Below are 22843 nucleotides of genomic sequence, written 5' to 3' on the forward strand. Positions count from 1 at the left end.
TCCTGCCCCTTACTTGATTCCGGTGAAGCTGATGGAGCTGACGATGCGGCGCGCGAACACCGAGAACAGCACCAGCATCGGGAGCGCGGCGATCAGGGTCGCCGCCATCAGGCCCGACCAGTCGTAGCCGGTCTGCGGGGTCTGTGAGCGGAAGATCGCCAGCGCCACCGACAGCACGCGGGAACTGTCGCTGTAGGACACCATCAACGGCCAGAAGTAGTCGTTCCAGGACGTGATGTACGTCAGCACGCCCAGCGTCAGGATCGGAGTGGACGCCATCGGCAGCAGCACACGGAAGAAGACGCGGACCTTGCCCGCGCCGTCGAGCAGGGCGGCCTCCTCGACCTCGCGCGGGATGTTCATGAAGAACTGCTTGAGGAAGAAGACCGCGAACGGCGTCATGAACATCGTCGGCAGCGCGATCCCCAACAAGGTGTCCACGAGCCCGAGTTGCTTGATGAGCACGAAGTTCGGCAGCAGGGTGAAGATGGCCGGCACCATCAGCCCGGCCAGGAACAGCCCGAACATCCGCTCCCGGCCTCGCCAGCGCAGCCGGGCGAAGGCGTAGGCGGCCATCGCGGAAAAGAACACCTGGCAGACGGTGACCAGGGTCGAGACGATCACCGAGTTGAGCAGATAGCGCCAGAACGTCAGCCCACCGCCCGAACCGCCTTGTGCGATCGCCTCCTTGGTCGATTGGAGGCCCAGTGCTCGTTCGAAACCGCCGGTGGTGAAGTCGACCGGCAGCGGGTCGGAGGGATGGGCGGCGAGCCCGGTGTTCGTGGAGAGCGCGGTGCGCAGGATCCAGAAGAAGGGCAGCAGAGTGATCAGCATGATCGCGGCCATCGCCGTCCATGCGGCGACCTTGCCGACGGAGATCCGGCGCCGGGGCGGCCGTACGGTCGCCTGCTGTGTCGTCGTGGGTGTGTTGGGCACGTTGGGCGTGGTGGTCAGGGTGGCCATGTCGTCTCCTTCCGGTCAGCCGAGGTCGGTCTGGCCGGCGCGGGTGATCCGGTACTGGAGGAACGTGATCGCGCTCAGCACGATCAGCAGGGCCACGGACATCGCCGAGGCGTAGCCGAACTGGAAGCGGCCGAAGGCGGAGCCGTAGATGTAGTACTGGAGGACGTTGGTCGCGTTCGCCGGGCCGCCCGCGGTGGTCACTGCGACCGTGTCGAACACCTGGAACGAACCGATCACCGTCATGATCAGCACGACCGCGAGGACCGGCCGCAGCAGCGGCATCGTGATCCGCCAGAACATGCGCCACTCGCTCGCGCCGTCCACCTTCGCCGCCTCGTACATGTCGTTCGGGATGGCCTGGAGCCCGGCGAACAGCAGCAGCGCGGTGTAGCCGACGTGCCGCCACACGTTGATCAGGGCGATCGTCGGGATCGCCCAGGTCTTGTCGGCGAGGAAGGGGATGTGGTCGAAGCCGAGTCCCCCGATGATCTGGTTGCCGATGCCGAGCTGGGTGTCGAGGATCCACAGCCAGACGATGCCGGCGACGACGTTCGACATCAGATACGGCGTCAGCACGATCCCGCGCAACAGGGCGGACTGGGTGAGCCGTTGGAGCAGGACCGCGATGGCGAGGGCCGACACCGTCTGGATGCCGATGTTGATGACCACGTACTCGACGGTGACTCGCAGCGACGACCAGAAGATGGGGTCGTGGACCATCCGGTCGTAGTTGTCGAGGCCCACCCACTTCGCCGGCGTCAGCAGGTTGAAGCGGGTGAAGCTCAGGTAGATGCCCCGCAGGGTCGGCCAGAGCAGGAAGACCAGGAAGCCCAGCAGGGCCGGGGCGATGAAGACCGCCGCCAGCCGTCCGTCGCCCCCGCCTTCACGGGCCCGCGGTGGGCGCAACGGGGGGCTGCTTGAGGCGGTGGTCATCTGGAGACTCCTTCGTCTGCGACGGCTCGTCCTCGGGTGACTTACTTTTGACGCGAAAGAATCGTGGCGTCAATAGCTGTGCACACATCTTTTCTGTGCGGGATTTCGGTCATAGAGTGGCTTGATTAGTTCTAGAGCGAAAATATCTTGCTTGTGGGAGTCTGACGCCCATGACCACACGTGCCGCCAGCTGGCAGCCGCTGAGCCCCGGCGAACGCTCCGTGGCGATCGAGGTGCTCGTCCACGGTCCGCTGTCGCGCACCGACATCGCGCGCCGGCTCGACCTCTCGGCGGGCAGCCTCACCCGCCTCACCAAGCCGCTCATCGAGTCCGGCCTGCTGGTCGAGGTCCCCGACGGCGGCGGCCCGGCCGAGGTCCGCCAGGGCCGCCCCTCGCAACCCCTCGACGTGGTCGCCGAATCCCGCACCTTCCTCGGGTTCAAGGTCACCGAGGACATGGTCTACGGCGTCGTCACCACCCTCAGGAGCGAGATCGTCGCCCGCCTCGACCGACCGCTCACCACCCACGACCCGGCCGAAGTCGCCGACCTGCTCGCCGGGATGACCGGCGAACTCACCGCGCGGTTCCCCACCCTCACGGGCATAGGCATCGGCGTCGGCGGTCTCGTCCGGGACCGTGCCGTGGTGGGGGAGTCGGCCTTCCTGCACTGGAACGACGTCCCGCTGGCCGAACTGGTCGAGGAGCGCACCGGGTTGCCGGTCGTCGTGGAGAACGACGTGGCCGCGTTCGTCGAGGCCGAGACCTGGTTCGGCGCCGGGCGCGGCCTCGACCGCTTCGTCGTCCTCACCATCGGCGCGGGCGTCGGCTACGGCCTGGTCCTGGGCGGCAGGCGGGTGCCCTACGCCGAGGAGGACCGCGGCTTCGGACGCCACTGGATCCTCAACCCCAACGGCCCGCTCACGCCGACCGGTGAACGCGGCAGCGCCGTCTCGCTGTTGACCATCCCCAGCATCCGCTACCAGGTCCAGGCCGCCACCGGGCAGGACCTCTCGTACGAGGAGATCCTCGCCGGAGCCGCGGCCGGTGAGCCCATGTCCGCCCGGGTGATCGGCGAAGCGGCCCGCGCGCTGGGTGTGTTGGTCGCCCAGATCGCCAACTTCGTGCTGCCGCAGAAGATCCTGCTCGCCGGTGAGGGCGTCGGCCTGATGGACGTGGCCGAGGCCATGGTGGAGGACACACTGCGCGCCCACCGGCACCCGCTGGCGGCGCCGCTCGACGTGGAGACCAAGGTCTCCGACTTCCACGACTGGGCGCGCGGGGCCGCGGTGTTGGCGATCCAGGTGCTGGTGCTGGGTGTGGCAGAGGTGTGAAATGCGTTACGGGGCTTGACAGATGGACGTGATCAGTAACACGGTCCGATATGTCCGATTGGCTCGTGATTACTCACATCGCCTTCACCTACGGCGACGTATGCTTCACACCATGTCCACCCGTGTTGAATCAGCCACCGAGCGATCGGCAGCCGAGGTCAACGAGGAGATCAGAGCCCTGTGGCTCCGATCGGGCGGGACACTGAGCGTCGAACAGCGCGAGGAGTACCGGCGGCTGGTGATGGAGTGGGCCACCGCGGCTCCTCAGCCGGCCACGGCGGCCTGAGAGCCGCCCGGCCGGCGCGCAGAAGTCGTTCGGATCCCGTCGCCCGGCCTTCCTCGTGACCCTCGGTCCAGCCGGTCGAGCCCCCGTCGACCCGACCCGACAACCCCCGCGATCACCCGCGAGGAACTCCCCGCGTGATCAGCCCCACATCGCCGAATAGTGCCGCTGGAAGGCCTTGCGGTCCTGCTCCGCGCGGATCCAGCGCGTCGCCACCAGAGCGATCAGACTTCCCGCGATCACCAGCAGACCCGGGCCCACGTTCTTCGGGTCCGTGAGCCTGGACGCCAGGGTCGTCGTGCCCGCCGTGGTGTTCGTCGCCGGCGCCGACGTCCCGGGCGTGACCGAACCGGTGCCCGCCGCCGCGCTGCCTGCCGCCGAGGCGGACGGCGCGGGCGAGGCGGCCGTCTTCGGTGCCACCAGCAGCTTGACGTTGAGCGCGGCCAGCGCCTTGGTCAGCGGCTGGAAGAACGTCGTACCGCCCGCCGTGCAGTCACCGCTGCCGCCCGAGGTCACTCCCAGCGCGATGCCGTTGGAGAACAACGGGCCGCCGCTGTCGCCCGGTTCGGCACACACCGTGGTCTGGACGAGACCGGTCACCGTGCCCTCGGGATAGTTCACCGTCGCGTCGAGCGCGGTCACCTCGCCGTCGTGCAGCCCGCTGGTGCTGCCGCTGCGGAACACCTTCTCGCCCACGGCCGCGTCGGCCAGGCCGGTGATCGTCACCCCGCTGCCGTTGCCGATCGCGACCACGTCCGCGCCCTCGCCCGCCGAACCGCTCGCGTACTGCACCAGGGAGAAGTCGCTGCCGGGGAAGTTGTCGGAGACCGTCTTGCCCAACTGCTGGTCACCCTGGTTGTCGGCGAACCAGATCGAGCCGACCGGGCCGCAGTGCCCGGCCGTGAGGATGAAGTCGGTCTGGCCGTTCGTCACGTTGTAGCCCGCCGAGCAACGGCCGCCGGTCGACAGGATCGGCTGCGCCCCGTTGATCCGGGTGGTGAACTTGCCCTGCGTGCGCTGCATCTCCACCGAGGCGCCGATGCTCTTCGCGACCTTCGTCATCGCGGCCCAGCTGGTGGCGGAGACACTGCTGTCGCCCTCCACGAGCACCTTGTTGTTCCGGTAGTCCATCGCCCACGCGGTGCCCGCGATCTTGGGCGCCGAACTCAGCGTGGTGGCGGCCGACTTCAGCTGGTTCATGCTGTACGGCACGACCTTCGCCTCGGCGCCCGCCTTCGTCACCTCGGCCGCCGTCGCCTTGTCGGTCACCGCGACGACCGTACGGCCGCCGGAGTCGACCCAACTGCCCGCCGTACGGGCCGAACCGAGCTTCGCCACCAGGGCGGAACCCTTGTCCGCGGGCGTCTGCGGCGCGCTGAGCGTGGCGGCGTCCCTGGCCGGGGTGTCACTCGCCATGGCCGCCTGGGTGACCATGGCACCTCCCAGCAGGAGTCCGCCGACAGCCGTCAACCGTGTCACTCGTCGGACGACCCGTCGTCGTGCGTGCCTCATGCCTGGCTCCCGAACCCCGAACGTGCGGTGCCGAACACCGCGGGGCCCTCCGGTCGTTGAGGTGCCCTTCCTCCATACGTGGCCCGGCACCGTCCCGTTCACCGTCTGGAAGATCGGGTTCAGCCGCCGGCCACAACAGGCGCTCCGGACGGCCGAGTTGGCCTCGGCGGCGCCCGGCGCGGCCCGTCGCCCACGGGGCGTGGCCCCCCTATCTTGAGCCCCATGACCAGCAACCCGCAGGCCGCGGCCGGTGAACCGAATCCCCTGCGCGCGCTCACCCTCGACCGCCTCCGATGTCGTACCAGCATGAAATGGCGCACCTATCCCGAGGACGTGCTGCCGGTGTGGGTGGCCGAGATGGACGTGCCGCTCGCCGACGCCGTGGTCCGCGCGGTCACGGACGCGCTCGCCCTCGGGGACACCGGCTATCCCGCCGGTACGGCCTACGCGGAGGCGCTCGCCGCGTTCGCGGAGAAGCGGTGGGGGTGGGACGGGCTCGCCGTGGCACGCACCCGTATCGTGCCGGACGTCATGCTGGGCGTCGTCGAGATGCTCCGGCTGGTCACCGGGCCGGGTGATCCGGTGGTGCTGAACCCGCCCGTGTATCCGCCGTTCTTCCAGTTCGTGACCCATATGGACCGGCAGGTGGTGGAAGCGCCGCTGGGCGCGGACCTGCGCATCGACCTCGGCGCCCTGGAGGACGCGTTCCGGCGCGCGGTCGAGGGCGGGCGGCGGGCCGCGTATCTGTTGTGCAGCCCGCACAACCCGACCGGCACTGTGCACACCGCCGCCGAACTGGCTGCCGTCGCCGCCCTCGCCGATCGTTACGGCGTGCGGGTCGTGGCCGACGAGATCCACGCACCGGTCGTCGCGGTGGGCGCCGCGTTTGTGCCCTATCTGAGCGTCCCGGGCGCGGCGAGCGGCCTGTCGCTGATGTCGGCGTCGAAGGCCTGGAACCTGGCCGGCCTCAAGGCCGCCCTCGCCGTCGCGGGACCCGCGTCCGCCGCCGACCTGGACCGCATGCCCGAAGAGGTCGGCCACGGCCCGAGCCACGTCGGCGTCATCGCCCACACCGCCGCCCTGCGCGACGGCACCGCCTGGCTGGACGCCCTGCTGACCGGCCTCGACGACAACCGCCGACTGCTGACCGCTCTGCTGGCCGAGCACCTGCCCACCGTGGGGTACCGACCCGGCGAGGCCACCTACCTCGCCTGGCTCGACTGCCGTGAACTCGGCCTCGGTGACGATCCGGCGCGGGTCTTCCTCGACCGGGGCAGGGTCGCGCTGAGCCCCGGCATCGACTTCGGCACGGGCGGCACGGGATACGTACGGCTCAACCTCGCGACGTCCCCGGAGGTGATCAGGGAGGCGGTGCGGAGGATGGCGGCGGCGCTGGGGTGAGCTTGTCGAGCCGTGCGGAGGATGGCGGCGCGCTGGGCTGAGCCTGCCGAGCCGTGCGGGGGTGGCGGTGGTGTTGGGGTGAGCTTGTCGAGCTGTGCGGTGGGTGGTGGTGTTGGGCTGAGCTTGCCGGGCTGTGCGGCGGGTTGCGGTGGCGCTGGGCTGACGCCGGCGAGCCGTGTGGAGGATGGCGGCGGCGCTGGGGTGAGCTTGTCGAGCTGTGCGGGGGTGGCGGTGGTGTTGGGGTGAGCTTGTCGAGCCGTGCGGAGGATTGCGGTGCGCTGGGCTGCGCCTGCCGAGCCGTGCGGCGGCTGGGGGCGGCGCTGGGCTGACCCCGGCGAGCCGTGCGGAGGATGGCGGTGGCATTCGGCTGAGCCTGCCGAGCCGTGCGGAGGATGGCGGCGGCATTCGACTGAGCCTGCCGAGTCGTGCGCCGGGTGGCGGTGGCACTCGGCTGAGCCTGCCGAGCCGCGCGGAGGGTGGCGGTGGCACTCGACCGACCCCGCCAAGTCGTACGGCGGACAGCGCTGGCACGCCGTTGCCGCCACGTCGTGCTGTCATGAACACCCGACCCGGCTGCCATGATGAGCCCATGCGTGTGCTGATGCCGGTCCCCGACCGTGACTTCGACGTCACCGAGGTCGCCGTGCCCTGGCGGCTGCTCACCGACGCGGGGCACGAGGTCGTGCTCGCCACCGAGCGGGCCGGGACGCGGCCCGCCGCGGACCCTCGACTGCTCACCGGAGTGCTGTTCGGGCAGCTCGGCGCCGAGGACGAACCCAAGCGGTTCTACCAACAGCTCACCGAGGCACCGGAGTTCGGCGCCACGGTCGCCTGGGCGGACGTGGACGTGACCGGCTTCGACGGGCTGCTGCTGCCGGGCGGCCACGCACCCGGTATGCGCCAGTACCTCGGCTCGGCCCAACTGCGGGCGAAAGTGGGGGAGTTCTGGTCCCTCGGCCGCCCGGTCGGCGCGATCTGCCACGGCGTGCTCGTGCTGGCCCGCACCGAGGACCCGGGCACCGGCAGCAGCGTGCTCGCCGGCCGCCGTACGACCTGCCTGCCCAAGTACATGGAACGTACCGCCTACTTGACCACCGCCTGGCGTCTCGGCCGCTACTACCGCACCTACCCGGCCTACGTGGAGGACGAGGTGCGGGCCGCCCTCGACGACCCGGGCACGCAGTTCGAACGCGGTCCCAGGGAGCTCACCCGGCGCGGCACCGCGAGCGACGACACGCACGCGTTCGTCGTACAGGACGGCAGCTATTTGTCGGCGCGCTGGCCTGGAGACGCATACCTTTTCGCCCGCCGGTATCTCGATCTCCTGCGGGCACCCTCGGGTGCTTAGACTGCCGACCATGGACGAGACCCCGCTGGACCGGCTCGGCGCAGGCCAGTACCTGCTGATCACCAGTTACCGCAAGAACGGCTCCCCGGTCCCCACCCCGGTGTGGGTGGTGCGCGACGGCGACACCCTCGGGGTGTGGACGGTCGCCGACTCCTGGAAGGTGAAGCGCATCCGGGCCCGCGGCGATGTCCTCGTTGGCCCCTGCGACCTGCGCGGCAACCCGACCGGCGACCAGGTCCCCGGCACCGCCGAACTCACCGACGCCGAGACCACCGCCCACTACCGCGCCCTCATCAAGCGCAAGTACGGGCTCACCGGCCGTCTCACGCTCCTCGGCAGCAGGCTGCGGCGCGGTCTCGACGGCACCGTCGGCATCCGCGTCACCCTCAAAGTCTGAGGACGAACCTTGCACACCGAACCCAGGGAGCGCCCGTGGACCCCGCGCTGAACCCGGCCGACCTGCGGCTGCGGCAGGAGCGGATCGTCTTCGCCCGGATGCGCAGCACCCAGGACCGAGTCGCCGACGCCATCACCGCCTTCGCCGGCACCATGCTCTTCGTCTATCTGCACGCCCTGTGGTTCGCCGTCTGGATCGCCCTCAACGAAGGGCTCCTCGGGCACGCCGGGATCTTCGACCCGTACCCGTACGGACTGCTCACGATGATCGTCAGCCTGGAGGCCATCTTCCTGTCGACCTTCGTCATGGTGAGCCAGAACCGGCAGGCGGCCCGCGAGAACGTCCGCGCCGACCTCGACTTCGAGACCAACCTCCGCTCCGAGGTGTGGTCGGCCCACATCGGAGCCGCCCTGGGCCTGGACCCGCGCGAGATCGAACAACGCGTCCAGGAACTCCTCACCGAGAACCGCGCCAAGATGAACGGCGGGACGAAACAGCCGAGTTGACCCACCGCACGGCGAAGGGGCCGCAGCCTCCGGGCTGCGGCCCCTTCACTTCGTACGGCGTTCCGCTACGACGCGTCGAGCACCGTGCCGGTCAGCACCGGGCCGTTGGGCAGCGGGTCGCCGTTGTCGTCCATGGCCCGGAAGAGCACGGACTCGGGCTGCTCGGTCACCTGGTCGGCGATGGTGGGCAGGCTGATCTCCGCACTGGACTGTCCCGCAGGGACGGTCGTCCAGAGAGCCAGGTTCGCTACCTTGGACAGGGGCCGCTCCGGGGCGGGCTCCTCTCCGGAGTTCTCGCGGAGCCACTGCGGGTCGACGTCGAGGGTGGACAACTCCGGCCCCGTGGTGACCGGTTGGACGGCGAACGCGGGGTTGATGTCCACGTCCGCGGGCGCCGACAGCGTCACCTTCCACTTGAGGGGCTGTCCCTCGGTGACCCGGTCGGCGACCGGGGTGACGGTGTACGTGGGCATCGGGTCGTCGTTCTCGGTGGTCACGCCGCCGTGATGGGCGCCGACCACCGCGCCGTGCACCGCCTTCACGAACAGGTCGTGCTGGGCGCCGTAGTCGAAGCGGGTGTTGCCCTTCACCTCGACCGACACGTCGAGGTCGTGGCCGCCGGGCCGCACGGTCACCAGGCGTGAGGTGTCCTGGCCGGTGGCCGGATCGCTGACGTAGATCCGTACCTGGCCGCTGCCCCGGCCGGACACCTGGACGGGTACGCGGTACGTCTTGACGCCCGAGTCCCCTTCCTTGACGGTGAGCCGGCCGATGTCGACGCGCGGGAGCGGGGCCGCGACGGCGGCCGGAGTGCCGGGGCGCCAGCCCCAGGCGTCCATCAGCCACGCCTGCCCGGAGCGCGAACGCGGGGTCAGGACAAGGGACTTGATGTGGCGCAGGTCGAGTCCGGAGCGGGTTGCGGCGGTGAGCGGTACCCGGACCTCGCGCGCCCAGTATGAGGCGGTGCGCCCGGTGCCGGGCAGGCCGTCGACGCGGACCCGGCCGAGGGTCGCGCGGTGGCCGGAGGCGTCGGTGAGGGAGACGTCGAGCTGGGTGCCGGTGGTGTTGGGCGGAACGATCACCCGAAGTGCGAGGGACTTGGCACTGCTCAGGGAGACCGGCTTGGACGGACGCACCGTCGTCGGCGAGCCGGCCGCGGACCAGCGCAGCGCGACGGCACGGCGGCCGATCTCCTTGCTGGTGTCCCACTGTGCGAAGTGCGGGGAGATGCCCTTGCTGCTGTCGCTCAGGCAGGCGGCGGCCGGGTCGGGATCCACGGCGGAGCACAACTTGGCGCCGGAGACGGCGACTTGACCGTCCGGCAGGAAGCCGGCGCCGCGGTTCGCGCCCACCGCGTGGGTGAGGACCCGCGCGGGATCCGCCGAGGGCGCCCGGCGGCCGGAGCCGTCGAGCAGCTCGCGCGCCCGGTCGTCACCGGCGACGAACAGCCGGGCCGCGGTGGCGATGTAGGTGGAGCCGGCCTTGTGCTGCTGGTCGGCGGTCAGCCGGGTCGCGGTGCCCGGCGAGCACACCGCGTCCCGCTGGTCGGGGTCGTTGTAGAAGTCGTCCTCGGCGGGCGCCTGCGCCTGGCCCGGCGTCCACTCGGTGTTGAAGAAGTTGTGGTCGGCGCCCTCGACGTAGACCGCGCTGTGCAGCGCGGTGCCCCGGCTGACGCCGCGGGTACCGTCGACGTACACCTCGCCCTGGAGGTCGGAGACGTCACCGTCGCAGCCGGGCAGGATCGTCACGGACGGCACGTCGGCCACCGGGTTCTGGCCGAAGATCGTGGGGCCGATGAGGACGGTCCCGCGGATCTTCCAGCGCACCGGGCCGTGGTAGCCGTCCTGCGCGGCCGGCGGCGGGTAGAGGCTGTCCATCGCCGCCCGGTTGACGCCCTCGCCGCCTCGCGAGTGACCGATCAGCAGAACGCGGGAGAGGTCCGCCGGCGGCGCGTCGCGGACGACCGCCGGAGCGGTCCCCGGGTGGGCGGACCAGTCGGCCCAGTGGGCCAGGTGGAGCCGGATCAGCGACGAACGGGCCTGCGCGCCGGCGTCCTCGGCCTCGGCGTCCTGGGCGTTGATGCCGTTCGCGGAGATCGACACCGTCACATAGCCCTGGGAGGCCAGGAGTTGCTGGTCGCGCAGATAACCCCGGTAGCTCGGCACGGACTTGGTGCCGGTCGGGCAGGGCCAGTCGCCGGTGATGTCCTCGGTGCCCGGCTTGTAGCAGGTGTAGTGCCGGCCGTGCAGGAACAGCGCGAGCGGCCGCTTGCCGGTGGCGCCCTTCGGCGCGACCACGACGGCCTTCATCTCGATCGGCGTGGAATACCCGGGCAGCCGGACCGAGTCGAGCGTGTACTCGCCGGTCGTCGTACGGTACGCACCCCGCTTGCCGGGATCGACGGCGGCGGGCGGGAGTTGAGCGGCGGGCCGGGCGACGGCCCCCGAACGGCCCGTGCCGGAACCGCTGGTGTCACCGGTGTCGTCCAACCGCCGTCCGCCGGCCACCACTTGAAGGTCCGTCAGTTTCCCGGGTGTGGCGGCGTCGAGGCCGAGCCGGAAGGTCCGTCCGTCCTTCGCCGGTCTCGGTACGCCGAGGAGCCGGCCACCGGCGTGGAACTCGACCCGGGCGTCCCCCATGGGCACCTGCCTGCCCGAGCGCCACACCAGCTGCTGCGCGGATCCCTTTCCGGTGATCCGCCAACCCGGTGGCAGAGTGCCGTCGTCGGCCGTCGCCGTGGTCGTGAACGGTCCGGTGTCCGAGGGCGGTACCGCCTGCGCGGACCCGGACACCCCACCCGCCACCGCGAGCACCGCCACGGCCGTGACCCATATTCGCCGGGCACGGAACAATGTGTTCTCCTCCTCGAACCCCAGACGCGGGCGTCCCGTCGGTCACGGGAGCCCCTCGCGCCCCGGAGGACGGGAAGCGGCGGCTGTGGGTTGCCTGTGGAGGAGGATTCGGCCGATCTTCGGCGGCCGGGCCCGAACTCGGCCGTGCGGCACGGCCGTTCAGGAACCCTGTGCAGACCGGTGCAGACCGGTGCCGGCCAGGCTGGCGGTCAGTGCCAGGCGCGGTACGGCTCGTCCAGGAGCTGGAAGACCGGTTCGCCCCGCACCGGGTCCTTGGCCGTGGACAGCCGGACGCGGTCGCCGCTGTGGATGCCGAGGGGATGACCGATGACCCGGCCGCGCACCACGAATCCCTCGGCCATCTCGATCAGCGACACATTGCGCGCGGCGGGGGTGTTGCGGTGCACGACCGTCGAGTGGCGCACCGTACCGGTGCCCTCGCTGCGCTCCGTGCGCAGGTCGCCGCCCTGGCAGACCGGGCACAGGAGCCGGTGGTACATCGAGGTGCCGCACCAGGTGCAGCGCTGGAAGAGGATGGTGTCCCCGTCCGGGCCGTGCGGTTCGAGTACGCCCGCCGGGGAGCCGGCTGCCGGACGGGTCGCGAATCCTGAGTGGTGGTACACGCTGTCAACTCCCTGCGCTCGGCCGGAATCCCGCGTGCTCGGCCGAGCCGGGCACGCACGTGCGCGGTTCACCGTGCCACCGTGCACGACCACAGCGTATGGCACTCAGTGCCAGGCGTAAAGATACTGCGTACCCTCGTCTTTTCCGGTTCAGTCGCGGCCGAGCGCGGACTCGATCTCCTGGACCACGCGCCACAGCGGTGCGTCACGCCGGGAGACGACCACCACGACGTCCTCGGGCTGTTGCTGCACCTGCACGGCGGCGGACGCCGGCGGATTCCCGAAGGCGGACTGCACGTACCCCAGGGCGTGGTCCACCTCGGTGGCCGCGTCGCGCTGCCCGTCCGAACGCAGCCAGGAACGCAGCGCGTTGTTGTGCGCGGCGACCACGGCGGCGGCGATCACATCGGCCTGGAGGGTGCCGTCGGGCCGCCCGGCGAACCGCCCGCGGAGATAGTCGGCGAGGGCGCGCTCGTAGCGCCACACCACCGACAGTTCGTACGCGCGCAGTCCCGGCACCTTCTTGGTGAGGCGGTAGCGCTGGACCGAGAACGTCGGGTTCTCGTTGTACATCCGCAGCACGAGCCGGGCCGCGTCGCAGACCCGCCCCACGGGTTCGTGCTCGTCGCCGCCGGACGCCAGGAACGCCGTCATGTCGGCGAGGCAGCGCTCGTGGTCGGGGAAGACCACGTCCTCCTTCGACGGGAAGTAGCGGAAGAACGAACGCCGTCCGACCCCGGCCAGTGCCACGATGTCGTCGATGGTGGTCTGTTCGTAGCCCCGCTCCAGGAACAGCTGGAAGGCGGCCGCGACCAGGGCGTCCCGCATGGGCGGCTTGGAGCTCATGGACGGGAACGTAGCACCAGGCCGACACGGATGGCACTCAGTGCGCCGCCAAGAGGGAACTGAGTCCCCTGAAGTCCACGACGGAGTGCGCCGGCCGATGCGGTCGAGACGATCGAGACGGTCGATACGGTCCGAGGCATAGAGTGACGGCGACCGGCAGTGCCATCAGGGGGACCCATGCGACTCCACGTCGACCAGCGCCATGAGCGGGTGCTCGAACTCGTCCGCGAGCGCGGCAGCCTGCGGGTCGCCGAACTCGCCGCGGAACTGGGCGTCTCCGCCGTCACCCTGCGGCGCGACGTGGAGACCCTGGCCGGCCAGGGCCGGGTGCGGCGACTGCACGGCGCGGTGGTGTGGCCGGGCGGGAGCGTCCTGGAGCCGCCGGTGCGGCGCGAGCCCGCCGAGGGCCCGGTGATCGGAATGATCGTGCCGACCACCGCCTCGATCTTCGCCGACATCGTGCGCGGCGCCCGCGAGGCCGTACGGGCCCGGGGCGGCCGGCTGGTCCTCGGGGTGTCCGGCTACGTCGACACGGAGGACGCCGTACAGGCCGGGCATCTGCTCGCGGGCGGCGCGCAGGGACTGCTCGTCGCGCCCAGCTGGTCCGGCGGTGTGCCCGTCGACGGCCAGGAGCGGTGGCTCGTGGACCGGGGCGTGCCCACCGTCCTGGTCGAACGCTCCGCCCCGCCCGGCAACCAGGCCGCCGCCCTCGACCGGGTGCGCACCGACCGGGCCCACGGCGCCGCGGTCGCCGTCGGCCACTTCGCCGCCCTCGGCCACCGCAGGATCACCGCGGTGCTCCAGGAGGGCCCGCACGCCGCCCGGATCATCGAGGGCTACGGGTCGGCCGTACGCTCCCTCGGTCTCGAGGCCGCCCCGGGCGCCCCCTCGGTCCGCGAACACGGCGACTACGAGGCGAGCGTGGACTTCCTGGCCGACGCGGTGCGCCGACGCGGGGTCACCGCCGCCCTCGTGCACAGCGACGAGGACGCGATCGTGCTCGTGCCCCGGCTCCAGGCCCTCGGCATCCGCGTCCCCGACGACCTGGCGCTCATCGCCTACGACGACGAGGTCGCCCCGCTCGCCGACGTCCCGCTGACCGCCGTGGCCCCGCCGAAGCGGTCGGTGGGGGAGCTGGCCGCGAAGCTGCTGCTCGGCCGGCTCGCCGAGCGCGGGAACGGAGCGCGGCCGGCTCCGCGTCAACACGTGGAACTCCTCCCCGAGTTGAGGATCCGCGCCTCCTGCGGAGGCGGACCGCCCACCCGGTGAACCCGGCACGACCGTTTTGATCATTACGCGCGAACGCTCTCCCCACTCTCAGCCAACCCGACAACTTCAGCCAAGGAGAAACGGCATGCCCTCCCCGCCTCCGGCCCGCCCCCGCATCCTGTACGTCACCGACCTGGCGTACCAGGCCCGCGGGCGCCGCTACTGCGACGAGGACATCGGCCTGACCTCCCGGCTGCGCGAGGACTTCGACCTGGCACTGTGTCATCCGCTGGACGCGGCCGGGCTGATGGACGCGTTCGACGCGGTCGTGGTCCGCAACAGCGGTCCCGTCCTCGGGTACCAGGCGGGGTACGACGCGTTCCGCGAGCGCGCGACCGAGGCCGGGGCCTGCGTCTACAACCAGCTGTCCGGCCGGGCGGACATGGCGGGCAAGCAGTACCTCCTCGACCTCAGTGCCGCCGGCTTCCCGGTCATCCCGACCGTCGACCGGATCGAGGACCTGGACCGGCTGCCGCGCACCGACCGGTACGTGGTCAAGCCCAAGCTCGGCGCCGACTCGATCGGTCTGCAGATCGTGCCGCCGGACCGCCTGCCGGCCCTCGCCGACGGCAGCGTCCTGGTCCAGCCGTGCGTCGACTTCTCGTACGAGGTGTCCTTCTACTTCGTCGACCACGACTTCCAGTACGCGCTGTACGCCCCGGACACCGGGCAGCGCTGGCGGCTCGAGACGTACGAACCCACCGCCGCCGACCTGGAGTTCGCGCAGCGGTTCGTCGACTGGAACACCGTCGATCACGGCATCCAGCGCGTCGACGCGTGCCGTGCCCCCGACGGTGAACTGCTGCTGGTCGAACTGGAGGACCTGAACCCCTACCTCTCCCTGGAGGTACTCGACGACACGCGCCGGGACGCGTTCGTCGCGGCGCTGAAGGCGTCCCTGCACCGGTTCGTCGGAGCGTGACCTGAACTCCTGAGGCCGTGCGCGCGTATCTCTCCAGGGGAATGGCGGAGATCCGTGTGCGCGGAACGGAAGGAGAGCAGTGTGTCTACACCGCCCGAGCCGGGAGCCTCGTCCGGAGGCCCGGTCCTGGAACCCGCCCGTGTGCTGCGCCGCCGCCGCTCCGACAACCTCGCGGAGCTGATGCGGGACACCCGCCGGGACTCCTCCGTCTTCGAGTCGGTCCCGCTGCCCCGGCCGTTCTCCGGCTCCGACGACGAGACACAGGAACTGCCGCCCGTACGCGGGGACTTCCGCCCGGCACCGAGCGACAGCCCCTTCGGCCCCGGACTCCGCCGGGCCGCCATCACCATCGGTGTCAGCGCCGCCGCCCTGGTCGGCTTCGCCTGCGCCCTGCTGCTGCCCGGCAGAGGCGAGGCCAGCACCGCGCAGCCCGTCACCACGCCCACCCCGGTGACCTCCGCGACCGCCACGGGCACCGCCGACCCCGACGGCGCCGGCACCCTCCGCGAGGGAGACAGCGGCCCCGAGGTGACGGAGCTCGAACAGCGGCTGCTGCGCATCCCCAACGTCTACGAGAACGGCTCCACCAACGGGCAGTTCGACGCGACCCTCAAGGAGGCCGTCGCCCGCTTCCAGCTCTGGTACGGCATCCGCGGCGACGAGAACGGCGTCTACGGCGACGACACCCGCAAGGACCTGGAGTCCCGCACGACACTCGACGGCCAGTAGACCGGCGCTCCGGCCTGCGGCGCGGTCGGCCCGCTCAGTCGTCGTCGCGGTGTCGCCAGTACCAGAACGCGCCCACGACGAGAGCCAGCAGAAACACTCCGGGCAGTACGAGGCCCGGAACACGGGAACCGCTCATTGGCATGGCCTTCGGGTCGCAGGGGGCGCGACGCCGTCGTCCAACGACGCCGCGCCGTCCATGATGAACGCCCGCGCTTTCGAGGCGCCGGTCAGCGTCCCGTGCTGTGCCCGACCAGTGCCTCGGTCACCGCGCGGACGCTGCGCGCGATGTGCTGCAGCTGGAGGAGCTCGGCGGCGTACAGCTTGATCGTGTGCTCGATGACCGACTCCGGCAGGCCGAGGCCGGGCAGGTCGGCGCGTGCGGTCTGCAGGGCGGTGCGGGCCACGCGGATCTCGTGCTGCACCTGGATCTGGGCGTGGCGGGCGAGCAGCACGGGGTGGCGGATGAACGCGGGGTAGCTGGCGTAGCGGGCCGGCACCAGCTCGCGCAGCCACTTGGCGGCCGAGCGCTCCCAGTCGTAGCTGCCGGGCGTCTTGACCTGACAGGGCCAGTCCTGGCTGATGCGGGTGGTGGTGAGTTGCATGTCATCGCTTCCCGGTGTGCGGCGTCGCGGGGGGTGGTTCGACGGTGTGGGGCGGCCCCGGTCTAGGGGATGACCGGGGCCGCCCTGGGCGCTCGCGCAGGCGATGCCCGACCGAACACCCCTGGCGCCGACGCGGGTAGGAGACGGCGGCTGGGGGTGTCCGTGCAGGAGCCCCGGAGGACAGGTGTCGCCGGCGCGGCAGGTGGAGCGGCGTGCGCATGGGCGGACCGGTGCTTTCTCGGGGCGGGTGCGAGCGCTGGGCTCACGGGTGCGGAACGGGGTCCGGAGTGGGCCGGACGCGATCCGTGAGCAGTATTTATATATGCCGTCCGCTTTGCAAGACGTATGAAAACATTCATGCGTGAAATGGGTGTAATCGTCCGGTTCTGAAGTGATCCGAGGGGGGAGTGGCGGGTCAGTCCCGCATGAAGAACTGGTGCTGCTCGGCGATCTGCTCGTAGTCCTCGAGGCGGGCCTGGGTGCGCTCGGGATCGGCGTCCGTCATGGCCTGGAGCAGCGCGGAGGCCATCACACCGGGGGCCGCGTAGGAGTCGAAGACCAGGCGGGAGCCGGTGCCGGTGGCGAAGGTGACGTCGGCCTCGTCGGCCAGCGCGCCGAGCGCCAGATCGGTCACGAGGGCCACCTTGAGCCCGGCGTTGCGCGCCACCCGGATCGCGGTCAGCGTCTCGTGCGCGTGCCGGGGCATGTCGAAGGCCAGCAGCCAGGTGCCGCCCGCCTCGCGTGACTGCAGGATCGCGTCGTAGGCGACGCTGCCGCCCCTGGTGACCAGCCGTACGTCGGGGTGGATACGGCGTGCGGCGTACGCGAAGTACTCCGCCAGCGAGACGGAGATGCGCAGGCCGAGGACGGTCAGCGGGGTGGACGCCGACAGTTCGCGGCCCACCTCGATCAGCCGGTCGGGGTCGGCGAAGTCCCGGCGCAGGTTCTCCAGGTTCTCGATCTCGGCGTCGACCGCGGCCTGCAACTCGTTGCTGCGGTTGACCTCGGCCGCCGGGCCGCCCGCGAGGGTGCTGAGGGCGATCGCCTGCAGCCGCTCCCGTAGCGCCGGGTAACCGCTGAAGCCGACCGCCGCGGCGAACCGGGTCACCGAGGGCTGACTGACGCCGACGCGGTCCGCGAGATCGGTGATGGAGAGGAACGCGGCCTCGGTGATGTGCTCGATCAGGTACTGGGCGATGCGCCGCTGACCCGGCGACAGCCGTGGCCCGTCGAAGAGTTCGCGGAGCTGGGAAGTCGGCGCCGCCCCGACTTCCGGGTCGGTCTTTCCCGAGGTGATCGCGGATGCCTGGGCGCGTGCCTGCTGCGGCGATGGCACGGATCCGCCTCCTTTGTCTCCCACGGTCACTCAACATAGCTCACAGAGCGTTGTGACCAGAGGGCGATCAGCGCCGGTAAATGGTGATCGAATGACCGACTTGATCGATCAGGCGACTGCTCTCGATCAACTCGGCCAGTTTCCCCTGGGCTTTGTCGATCGAGGTGTCCGAAACGACCAGCAGACCGTGCACCTCGCGCACCCCTACCTTGCGCGGATCGGACGACTCGATGCCGTAGTACGACGGCACCCCGCTGCCCTTGTAGACCAGCCAGATCCGCTCACCCTGGTAGCGCTCATGGAGCCGGTCGGCGAGCCGCCCGAGGTCCTGGCCCCAGTCCACGTTGGAGTCGTGCAGCCGCAGATAGGTCTTCGACGGACCGCCGAACGCCTCGTTGGAGTACGGCAGATAGTAGGGGAACGTCCGCAGCGAACTGACCGCGACGAACGCCACCAGCAGCCCCGTGGACAGCGCGGCCCACCGCCACCGCAGCACCGGCACACAGGCCGCCGCGACCGCCAGGAACATCGGCACGAAGATGGCGTACCGCGTGCCGAAGTCCCGCGAGCCGTCCATCGCCGCGGCCAGCAGCACGGCGGTGGGCGCGAGCAGATAGGGCGCCGCCGGCCGCAGCCGCCGTACCGCCACGACCGTGACGGCACCCGCCGCCCACAGCGCGAGCATGCCGAGCGGGGTCTTCACCAGGAGCGCGGCGGGCAGGTAGTACCAGTGGGACCCGGTGTAGAGGTGCCCGAACAGGAAGCCCTGCCAGGGGTAGTCCTCCAGACCGAACTGGATGCGCATCCCGTCGAGGAACGCCCGCGGGAACGGCAGCAGCTCGACCACCCGCCCCCGCAGCCCGTGCACGGCGGGCACCGGTTCCGTGGACGCGAACCGCAGCTGCGGGTCCACCACCAGATACGACGCCCATACGACGGCGACCGCGACCAGCGCGACGACCACCGCGCTCGCGGCGCCGAGGAGCAGCGCCCGCCGCCGCGCTTCACGGTCGGCCGGACGGCGGGCGGACCACACCGACACCGCGGCCAGCAGCAACAGCACGGGTACGGCGGGCAGGGCGCTCATCTTCGTCGCCACGGCCGCACCGAGCGCGGCGCCCGCGAGCGGGACGTACAGCCGGGGCCGCCGCCGGGCCCGCCACAGCAGCCACACCGACGTCAGCAGGAAGCCCGCCTCCGGCACGTCGAGGGTGGCCAGCGAGCCGTGGGCGATCACGTCGGGGGAGAAGGCGTAGAGGGCGAGTGCCGCCAACCCCCTTGCCGCGCCCACGAGTTCACGGGCGAAGGCGAAGACGACCAGCCCGAACAGCAGCGTCAGCACGATCACCGGCAGCCGGGCCCAGAACATCAGCCGCCAGGGGTCGTTGCCCGACTCGTACAGCAGATGGCGGCCCAACTCGCCCTGGTCGCCCTTGTAGTCGGTGTCGAAGTGCGGGTCGGCGAGGGCGATCCCGGCGGCGATCACCAGCTTCCCGAGGGGCGGGTGCTCGGGGTTGTAGTCGAGGCTGTGCTCGCGCAGATAGACGGTGGCGGTGGCCACGTACACCGGCTCGTCGATGGTCGGCGTCTGCTGGACGGCGGTCGTGACCATCACGGCGGCCATCTGCGCCAGGAGCAGCGCCACCAGGAGCGGCACCAGCCACCGCCGGTGGCGCCGCAGCCCGGCGCGGAGGCGGGCCGGCCGGCTCTCCGACGGGCGCGGCAGGGGAGGCGCGCCGCCGTCGTCGAGCGTGCCGGGGTCGAGGACCGAGTGCTGTTCGCGCGCCATCATCCGCCCTGCGGTGAGGCCGGCCGCTCGGTGGCGGGAGCGATCCGGAGCCGGGTCATGGCCCTACTGTCGCATCGCTCCCGCCACCAGGGGCGTCACCGCTTCAGGAGTCGTACCGACAGACCTTCCGCCGTATACACGGGTACGGCCCGCAGCTTGTCCGAGTTCAGCGTGATGCCGTCGAACTGGCCGCGCAGCGCCGAGGCGCCCAGGACGCGCACCGTGGAGCCCGCGGCCGGCGGGTGCTCGGCGTCGAGCCGCAGGGACAGGACGCTGCCCTTGCCGAGCGTGGCGCGCCGGGTGACCTCGACGGCGGGCTGGTGGCCCGAGCGCAGCGTGACCTCCAGGGCGGCGGACTGCTGGGTGTAGGTGCCGTGGATCTGCACGGACCCGGAGACCCGCAGCGAGCCGCCGAGCACGCTCACGTCACCGTGGCCGAGCGCGTGCGCCGAACCGGCCACCAGCGCACCGGACTTGAGGACGGTCCCGCCGGTGTACGCGTTGTGCCCGGTCAGCGTGAGCGTCCCGGTGCCCTGCTTGGTCAGGCCGCCGCAGCCGTCGATGTCGTTGCGCCAGGCGTCGGCCGCGCCGAAGCCCCCGGCCGCCGCGTCCAGCGCGACGACGACATCGGAGTCGAAGGAGCCGTAGCCGTCCGCCGCCGCGAAGAGGTTGAGGCGCCCCCACTGCTCGAAGCCGTCGAGCAGGACGTAGCCGGAGGGCAGCGCGGTGGTGCGCAGCACCTCGCGCCGCTGGGCCGCGTCGAGGTACGGCAGCCGGGTCTCCAGCAGGACCTCCGCGCCCTTGGGCACGGTCAGCGCCGTGTCACGGCCGCTGCGGGTGAGGACGTAGGTGAACTTGGGCTCCACCAGACGGGAGTTGGCGGTCCGATCCGCGTAGGGGTCGGTCGCGTTGGACGCCGAGTGCGCGTAGGCGTACAGGGTGTCCGCGGTCGTGCCGGTCTGCGCCTCGAAGTAGGCGAGGGCCTGGGCGCGGGCGGCGGCCTTGAGTTCGGCGTTGGCGGGGTCGGCGAGGGTGGCGGCGGCCAGCGCGGTGGCCATGATGCGGCCGCCGATGACGTCGACCGTGGAGTGCATGCCGGCCATGATCCGGGTGTGGCTCAACTCCAGGGTGCGGGTGACCAGTTCCTGGAAGCGCTCCGGTACGGCGTACGCGTAGGCGAGGCCCGCCAGGTGGAAGGCGTTGGTGTGGCCGCTGGGGAAGCCGCCGTCGTCGACGGGGGAAGTGCTGCGCTGGCGCAGGAGTTGGGGGGCGACGACGACCTTCGAGTCGTAGACCGGGTAGCCGAGCGCGTCGACCGTGCCGGTGTCGACGACCTCGCTCTTCTCGTTCATGCGCCACGGACGCGGGTACTGGTAGGCGTACTTGCTCGGGTTGCCCGAGGCGTAGTTGCCGCGCAGGGTGTCGACGAGTTCGGCCACCTTGCCGAGTGCGGAGTCGTGCGAGCCGGCGCCGAGCGCGGCACCTGCGGGGGCGCCGGCGGGGACGGCGTCGCTGATCGTGGTGGCAGGGGTGCCGTCCGGGGCGCTGGTGATCGAAGTGACCGCCAGGGCACCCGACTTGTAGAGGTCGGCCAACGGACCGAGGCCCGCGATCATCGCGTAGCTCTGGTGCTGCCGGTCGTAGAGGAAGGCCTCCTTCGCCTGTGCCTCGGTGCGGCGGGCGGTGAGGTCGATGCAGTACCGCATGTTGGCGCGCAGGATCTCGGGCCGCAGCGGGGTGCCGGTGTTCCAGGCGGCACCCGTCTTCCATATCCGGGCCATGCCGCCGAGGACCCGGACCACCGCGTTGGTCTCGGGGGTGAGGTTCGCGATGACGTTCGTCCTGTAGTCGTCCACGAACGCGAGCGGAACCGTGGCGGCCTTGGCGTCCGCCGCTGCCAGCCAGCCGACCAGCGTCGGTGCGGCGACCACGCCGGCCGAGGCGCCGAGCGAGGTCTTGAGGAATCCACGTCTGTTCACGGCGAGTCGACCGGCGTCCGTGCGGTGCCCGGCGGGTGACGGCATGGGTGTGTGCCTCTCTTGAGTTCTACGGCCCGTGGGGCCGGTGGGGTCGTGCGATCTGCTGTGGTTCGGGGTGCGCGTGTGACGTATGAAAGCGCATACGCCTACTGACGCGTACGTGCGAAGGTTTACGGCGGGCCGTGTCCCTGTGGAGGGGGTTCGGCATCCGTCACATGACCCCCGGGTGAACGGGAGTCGTGCGGTTCACAGGATCGATCGGGCCAGCGCCACCGCGCCCTCGACGGGCGGTACCCGGATGGGCTGCGGCCGTGCCCCCGGCACCCGTTCGGCGAGCGCCGTGGTGAAGGCCTCGTACAGGCGGGGCTGGGCGAGGACGGTGCCGCCCGCGACCACCACGTCGTCGACGGGGACGCCGCGTTCGGCGAGCCGTACGACGAGTGCGGCCAGGGACCGACCGGCCTCGGCTATCACCTCGCGCGCGAGGAGCGAGCCGGTGTCGGCGGCGGTGAAGACGACGCGGGCGTGGCGGCCCCAGTCGGCGGAGACGTCGGAAGCGCTTTCCAACGCGGCGCCGAGCGCGGGCACTTCGGCCACGGCGAACGCCTCGACGAGTCCCAGGGCGAGTGCGTCCGGGGTCTCGCCCCGGTCGTGCGCGGCCCAGGCGGCGCGGGCCGCCTCGCGGACGAGACCGGCGGCGCCGCCCTCGTCGCCGAGTACGGCGCCCCAGCCGCCCACTTGGAGCCGGCTGCCGTCGGCGAGCAGGCCCACCGCGACGGAACCGGTGCCGGCCACCAGGCCGACCCCCTTGTCCAACCCGGCCGCGGGGACGAGCAGTTCGGCGTCCCCCACGACGAGCGCGGAAATCCCGAGACGCTTTTCCAGCGCGTCGCGGATCTCGGCGCACTGGCGGGGCGTCTCGCACGCGTGCCCGCCCACGGCGACCGCGGACGGGCGCGCGTGTGCGGGCAGGGAATCCTGGACCAGAGAGGTCAGCCAGTCGGCGGCGGTCGCGATGTCGTGCGGCCGCCAGCCGCTGCTGGCACGGATGTGGTCGGCGACGACATCCGGGCCCGCGCAGGCGCGCAGATGTGTCTTGGTGCCACCCACGTCGATGCCGACCACGAGGGGCGTGGAGTCCTGCACGGAACCTCTTTCGTCGTTGCGCTGTGCTGCGACGGTGGGCGAACCGTGTCCGGGGGGACGGAAGTTGAAGCACTAG

General features: G+C 71.3%; 20 protein-coding genes. 9 read left to right on the forward strand and 11 right to left on the reverse strand.

Features of this window, described 5'->3' with window-relative positions; translation table 11 throughout:
• Positions 1-9: 9 nt before the first annotated feature.
• Together SSP08S_RS12045 and SSP08S_RS12050 are read right to left on the reverse strand one after the other, a co-directional pair.
• Positions 10-963: a carbohydrate ABC transporter permease gene (locus SSP08S_RS12045; protein ID WP_019067847.1), complete on the reverse strand. Its 954-nt coding sequence runs from the start codon at positions 961-963 to the stop codon at positions 10-12.
• A gap of 15 nt (positions 964-978) precedes the next feature.
• Entirely contained in the window at positions 979-1896 is a 918-nt protein-coding gene (locus SSP08S_RS12050) for a carbohydrate ABC transporter permease (RefSeq protein WP_019067848.1), read from the reverse strand.
• Positions 1897-2066: 170 nt separating this feature from the next.
• Here SSP08S_RS12050 and SSP08S_RS12055 point away from each other — a divergent pair, with 170 nt between their 5' ends.
• Positions 2067-3227, forward strand: coding sequence for an ROK family transcriptional regulator (locus SSP08S_RS12055; RefSeq protein ID WP_019067849.1), 1161 nt, complete (start codon positions 2067-2069; stop codon positions 3225-3227).
• 100 nt (positions 3228-3327) lie between these two features.
• Positions 3328-3513: a hypothetical protein gene (locus SSP08S_RS12060; RefSeq protein WP_019067850.1), complete on the forward strand. Its 186-nt coding sequence runs from the start codon at positions 3328-3330 to the stop codon at positions 3511-3513.
• 138 nt (positions 3514-3651) lie between these two features.
• Here the strand turns inward: SSP08S_RS12060 and SSP08S_RS12065 are convergent, their stop codons facing one another.
• Complete coding sequence (locus tag SSP08S_RS12065; RefSeq protein ID WP_043259400.1) at positions 3652-5022, reverse strand: S1 family peptidase; 1371 nt, start codon at positions 5020-5022, stop codon at positions 3652-3654.
• Between the two features lie 222 nt (positions 5023-5244).
• Here SSP08S_RS12065 and SSP08S_RS12070 point away from each other — a divergent pair, with 222 nt between their 5' ends.
• From SSP08S_RS12070 to SSP08S_RS12085, 4 genes are all read left to right on the forward strand, one after another.
• Complete coding sequence (locus tag SSP08S_RS12070; RefSeq protein WP_019067852.1) at positions 5245-6423, forward strand: MalY/PatB family protein; 1179 nt, start codon at positions 5245-5247, stop codon at positions 6421-6423.
• A 589-nt stretch (positions 6424-7012) separates the two neighbouring features.
• On the forward strand, positions 7013-7771 hold the full coding sequence (locus tag SSP08S_RS12075; protein ID WP_019067853.1) for a type 1 glutamine amidotransferase domain-containing protein: 759 nt from the start codon (positions 7013-7015) through the stop codon (positions 7769-7771).
• A 10-nt stretch (positions 7772-7781) separates the two neighbouring features.
• Positions 7782-8168 (forward strand): PPOX class F420-dependent oxidoreductase, encoded by a 387-nt coding sequence (locus SSP08S_RS12080; RefSeq protein WP_019067854.1) that lies wholly within the window; start codon positions 7782-7784, stop codon positions 8166-8168.
• A 35-nt stretch (positions 8169-8203) separates the two neighbouring features.
• A complete protein-coding gene (locus SSP08S_RS12085; RefSeq protein ID WP_019067855.1) occupies positions 8204-8674 on the forward strand; it encodes a DUF1003 domain-containing protein in 471 nt (156 codons plus the stop codon).
• A gap of 65 nt (positions 8675-8739) precedes the next feature.
• Here the strand turns inward: SSP08S_RS12085 and SSP08S_RS12090 are convergent, their stop codons facing one another.
• The 3 genes from SSP08S_RS12090 to SSP08S_RS12100 form a co-directional block, all read right to left on the reverse strand.
• Entirely contained in the window at positions 8740-11526 is a 2787-nt protein-coding gene (locus SSP08S_RS12090) for a hypothetical protein (protein ID WP_019067856.1), read from the reverse strand.
• Positions 11527-11735: 209 nt separating this feature from the next.
• Positions 11736-12149: a Zn-ribbon domain-containing OB-fold protein gene (locus tag SSP08S_RS12095; RefSeq protein ID WP_019067857.1), complete on the reverse strand. Its 414-nt coding sequence runs from the start codon at positions 12147-12149 to the stop codon at positions 11736-11738.
• Positions 12150-12299: 150 nt separating this feature from the next.
• A complete protein-coding gene (locus tag SSP08S_RS12100) occupies positions 12300-12977 on the reverse strand; it encodes a TetR family transcriptional regulator (protein WP_019067858.1) in 678 nt (225 codons plus the stop codon).
• Positions 12978-13172: 195 nt separating this feature from the next.
• Here SSP08S_RS12100 and SSP08S_RS12105 point away from each other — a divergent pair, with 195 nt between their 5' ends.
• From SSP08S_RS12105 to SSP08S_RS12115, 3 genes are all read left to right on the forward strand, one after another.
• Positions 13173-14264, forward strand: coding sequence for a substrate-binding domain-containing protein (locus SSP08S_RS12105; RefSeq protein WP_019067859.1), 1092 nt, complete (start codon positions 13173-13175; stop codon positions 14262-14264).
• Positions 14265-14349: 85 nt separating this feature from the next.
• Positions 14350-15186 (forward strand): ATP-grasp domain-containing protein, encoded by an 837-nt coding sequence (locus SSP08S_RS12110; protein ID WP_019067860.1) that lies wholly within the window; start codon positions 14350-14352, stop codon positions 15184-15186.
• 81 nt (positions 15187-15267) lie between these two features.
• Positions 15268-15915, forward strand: a complete 648-nt coding sequence (locus SSP08S_RS12115; RefSeq protein ID WP_026178414.1) for a peptidoglycan-binding domain-containing protein — start codon at positions 15268-15270, stop codon at positions 15913-15915.
• A gap of 227 nt (positions 15916-16142) precedes the next feature.
• Here the strand turns inward: SSP08S_RS12115 and SSP08S_RS12125 are convergent, their stop codons facing one another.
• The 5 genes from SSP08S_RS12125 to SSP08S_RS12145 all read right to left on the reverse strand — a co-directional run bounded on the left by SSP08S_RS12125 (position 16143) and on the right by SSP08S_RS12145 (position 22767).
• A complete protein-coding gene (locus tag SSP08S_RS12125; protein ID WP_019067862.1) occupies positions 16143-16517 on the reverse strand; it encodes a hypothetical protein in 375 nt (124 codons plus the stop codon).
• Positions 16518-16932: 415 nt separating this feature from the next.
• Positions 16933-17853, reverse strand: coding sequence for a MurR/RpiR family transcriptional regulator (locus tag SSP08S_RS12130; protein WP_019067863.1), 921 nt, complete (start codon positions 17851-17853; stop codon positions 16933-16935).
• Between the two features lie 67 nt (positions 17854-17920).
• On the reverse strand, positions 17921-19645 hold the full coding sequence (locus tag SSP08S_RS12135; protein ID WP_019067864.1) for an ArnT family glycosyltransferase: 1725 nt from the start codon (positions 19643-19645) through the stop codon (positions 17921-17923).
• Between the two features lie 92 nt (positions 19646-19737).
• Positions 19738-21666, reverse strand: a complete 1929-nt coding sequence (locus SSP08S_RS12140) for a phosphatase PAP2 family protein (RefSeq protein WP_019067865.1) — start codon at positions 21664-21666, stop codon at positions 19738-19740.
• 201 nt (positions 21667-21867) lie between these two features.
• Complete coding sequence (locus SSP08S_RS12145) at positions 21868-22767, reverse strand: N-acetylglucosamine kinase (RefSeq protein WP_019067866.1); 900 nt, start codon at positions 22765-22767, stop codon at positions 21868-21870.
• Positions 22768-22843 lie beyond the last annotated feature (76 nt).

Origin of the sequence: Streptomyces hokutonensis (genome assembly GCF_000376565.1) — a bacterium.
Taxonomy (GTDB): domain Bacteria; phylum Actinomycetota; class Actinomycetes; order Streptomycetales; family Streptomycetaceae; genus Streptomyces; species Streptomyces hokutonensis.

What these genes read in the sequence shown, in the direction of transcription:
- SSP08S_RS12045 (WP_019067847.1), bottom strand. Translation starts at nt 963, where the DNA reads ATGGCCACCCTGACCACCACGCCCAACGTGCCCAACACACCCACGACG.
- SSP08S_RS12050 (WP_019067848.1), bottom strand. Translation starts at nt 1,896, where the DNA reads ATGACCACCGCCTCAAGCAGCCCCCCGTTGCGCCCACCGCGGGCCCGT.
- SSP08S_RS12055 (WP_019067849.1), top strand. Translation starts at nt 2,067, where the DNA reads ATGACCACACGTGCCGCCAGCTGGCAGCCGCTGAGCCCCGGCGAACGC.
- SSP08S_RS12060 (WP_019067850.1), top strand. Translation starts at nt 3,328, where the DNA reads ATGCTTCACACCATGTCCACCCGTGTTGAATCAGCCACCGAGCGATCG.
- SSP08S_RS12065 (WP_043259400.1), bottom strand. Translation starts at nt 5,022, where the DNA reads ATGAGGCACGCACGACGACGGGTCGTCCGACGAGTGACACGGTTGACG.
- SSP08S_RS12070 (WP_019067852.1), top strand. Translation starts at nt 5,245, where the DNA reads ATGACCAGCAACCCGCAGGCCGCGGCCGGTGAACCGAATCCCCTGCGC.
- SSP08S_RS12075 (WP_019067853.1), top strand. Translation starts at nt 7,013, where the DNA reads ATGCGTGTGCTGATGCCGGTCCCCGACCGTGACTTCGACGTCACCGAG.
- SSP08S_RS12080 (WP_019067854.1), top strand. Translation starts at nt 7,782, where the DNA reads ATGGACGAGACCCCGCTGGACCGGCTCGGCGCAGGCCAGTACCTGCTG.
- SSP08S_RS12100 (WP_019067858.1), bottom strand. Translation starts at nt 12,977, where the DNA reads ATGCGGGACGCCCTGGTCGCGGCCGCCTTCCAGCTGTTCCTGGAGCGG.
- SSP08S_RS12105 (WP_019067859.1), top strand. Translation starts at nt 13,173, where the DNA reads ATGCGACTCCACGTCGACCAGCGCCATGAGCGGGTGCTCGAACTCGTC.
- SSP08S_RS12110 (WP_019067860.1), top strand. Translation starts at nt 14,350, where the DNA reads ATGCCCTCCCCGCCTCCGGCCCGCCCCCGCATCCTGTACGTCACCGAC.
- SSP08S_RS12125 (WP_019067862.1), bottom strand. Translation starts at nt 16,517, where the DNA reads ATGCAACTCACCACCACCCGCATCAGCCAGGACTGGCCCTGTCAGGTC.
- SSP08S_RS12135 (WP_019067864.1), bottom strand. Translation starts at nt 19,645, where the DNA reads ATGATGGCGCGCGAACAGCACTCGGTCCTCGACCCCGGCACGCTCGAC.
- SSP08S_RS12140 (WP_019067865.1), bottom strand. Translation starts at nt 21,666, where the DNA reads ATGCCGTCACCCGCCGGGCACCGCACGGACGCCGGTCGACTCGCCGTG.